At 62.0% G+C, this 2,025-nt stretch carries 1 protein-coding gene and 3 pseudogenes; 2 read left to right on the top strand and 2 right to left on the bottom strand.

Going from position 1 to position 2,025, the window contains the following annotated elements:
• A pseudogene (locus L3X40_RS21680) lies at positions 1–292 on the top strand (hypothetical protein); the annotation flags it as partial.
• Here L3X40_RS21680 and L3X40_RS22630 read toward each other — a convergent pair.
• On the bottom strand, positions 208–561 hold the full coding sequence (locus L3X40_RS22630) for a DoxX family protein (RefSeq protein WP_445177236.1): 354 nt from the start codon (positions 559–561) through the stop codon (positions 208–210). The pseudogene L3X40_RS21680 and the gene L3X40_RS22630 overlap by 85 nt on opposite strands.
• Between L3X40_RS22630 and L3X40_RS21685 the strand changes: the two are divergent.
• Positions 492–801, top strand: a pseudogene (locus tag L3X40_RS21685) (IS21 family transposase); the annotation flags it as partial. The gene L3X40_RS22630 and the pseudogene L3X40_RS21685 sit on opposite strands and share 70 nt — an antisense overlap.
• Positions 802–853: 52 nt before the next feature.
• On the opposite strand, the pseudogene L3X40_RS22635 reads toward L3X40_RS21685, so the two are convergent.
• A pseudogene (locus tag L3X40_RS22635) lies at positions 854–1,276 on the bottom strand (reverse transcriptase domain-containing protein); the annotation flags it as partial.
• Positions 1,277–2,025: the final 749 nt, after the last annotated feature.

Genomic DNA, 2,025 nt, shown 5'->3' on the forward strand with positions numbered 1-2,025 from the left:
CCACGGTGCGCATCTGGCTATGCTTGGCGGTGCGGCCGTGGCTACTCGCGTCCGCGACGATCGCGCCGCCTCGACGGTGTTGCTGCTCGTTGCCGCCTGCGGCCTGCAAGTGGCGCTGTTCGGGGTGTGGTTCGAGTTCGGTGAGCGGCATCGCGAGTTCGCCACGCCCTTTCTGCTGCTGCTAGTCTGCCTCGGCCTAGCCCGCGCTCAAAGCTGGTGGTTGGCGCGCCTCGCATCGCGGTCAAGCACGCGGTCGATCGACCATCGCCCGCTCCCAACGATCAAGAGATAGACGCATCCCAAGAGCATTGTGAGATCGGCGCGTGCCTCGTGCTGCGCGCTCCAAAAGGCGTAGCGCTTGAGGTCGGGGAGGCTGAAAGGCCCGAATCCATGCCCCAGCAGGATCGGGAGCTTGGTCGAGACGAGCGCGACAAGCATGGTGATGATGAGCGGGATCGTCGCTGCCCTCGTGAACAGCCCGACGATGATGAGCGCGCCGCACCGGGCGCGACCCGAAGACGGTGCGTAAATATATCGAGCGCGGGGTTGAGGCGCCGGCATATGGGCCGCGTAGCGTCGGCCGCCCGAGCAAGCTGGCGTCGTTCATGGAGTTCCTGAGCGAAGGTAATGGCCTTTCCCGATCTCAGCGCCGCCCGGCTGACGCGCGAGATCCGCGAGCTCGGCTACGCCGGTGCCTATACGGCGGTGAAGCGCTATCTTGCCGCGATCCGTCCCGAGAATGGCCCCAAGCCGTACGAGGTGCGCTTCGAGACCCCGGCCGGCGTTCAGGCGCAGGTTGATGATGAACCCGGTCAAAAAATTGTGCCAAGTCCAGATCAACCACCGTCCGGTAGCCCTCTTCCAGATACACGGTCGCCTCCGCAATTGCCGTGTGTGCACCACGATTTCGACGGAAACCATGACTGCTGGGATGGAAGGTTGGTTCGAAGATCGGCTCCAGAACCTGGAGACACGCCTGTTGAACCACCCTCGTTCTCACATTGGGAATACCTAATCCGCGTCGACCGCCGTCAGGCTTGGGAAGCCAAACCCGCCGAATGTCTCCGGGAAAGAAGCGTTCCGCCAACAGTTCACGGCGCAGATCAGCCAAAAGACGCGGCGCTTCCGCTTCCGCCTCTTCGACCGTCTGGCCATCAATACCCGGTGCACCCTTGTTGCGTACAACGGTCAGTAATGCCCGCGCTAGATTTGCCTCGGACACCACTGATTCGAGCAGCCGATCGGAGTCGGCCGCCTGGGCGAAAGGACTTGTCATGGTTTTGTGCTTCGCTGTGTGCAGAAGCCATGAACGATGCTCGGGTTCGCCCGAGCCTCTGTCATCGCTACCCCCTTGCGGGCTGTCGGCGAACACGAAGCCCAATTGATGATGTCCCTTCCTTCTCAACCCATCTCTCCCTTTGCTCAGCCGGCTTTCACCGGCTTCATCGCTCTTACGAAGAGATCCGACTTCTGCAGAGGCGTCGGCCGGTCGTCGTTTCCTCCTTCCCGCCTACCGCTCACGCGGACCCCAACAGATCTCCCGGGGTAAGAGCACTGAATGTCCCGCCGCCGCCGCCCTCACTACCGCCCCGGTCTCGGATGGATTTTGGGCGTCGCGTTTGTAGGCACGCTCACCCGACCGGATTGGCCTGTTCAAGGGTTCACTTTCGTTCGGTGCTGCGGTTCGCCTAAGTCTTCTTCCCCACACGTCCTCGCGGCTTCCAACGTGTTGCTCGTCTCGCGACAAGGCACGCTGCGTGCAGTTGACTTCAGCTCACGGTTGCTACCAACTCGCCCCGTGAAGGACTTTCACCTCCAATCCAGTGCCCATGCCCGGCACACCTACGCCCTCCCTGCATAACGCCCCATATCGGCAGTTCGAGGAAACAACTGGCAGACGATCCACTTAGCAGTCGCCGATCCCTGTTTAGACCAACCCGGCCACCTCTCTTGCGCCACATGGCGCTCAACATCATGCGCAAGGATCCCTCCAAGGGATCGCTACGGGTCAAATTCAACCGGGCC

Source organism: Rhizorhapis sp. SPR117, from assembly GCF_021742065.1.

Bases quoted from the DNA above. Each gene is read 5' to 3' on its own strand.
- L3X40_RS22630 (WP_445177236.1), bottom strand. From the start codon at position 561: ATGCCGGCGCCTCAACCCCGCGCTCGATATATTTACGCACCGTCTTCG.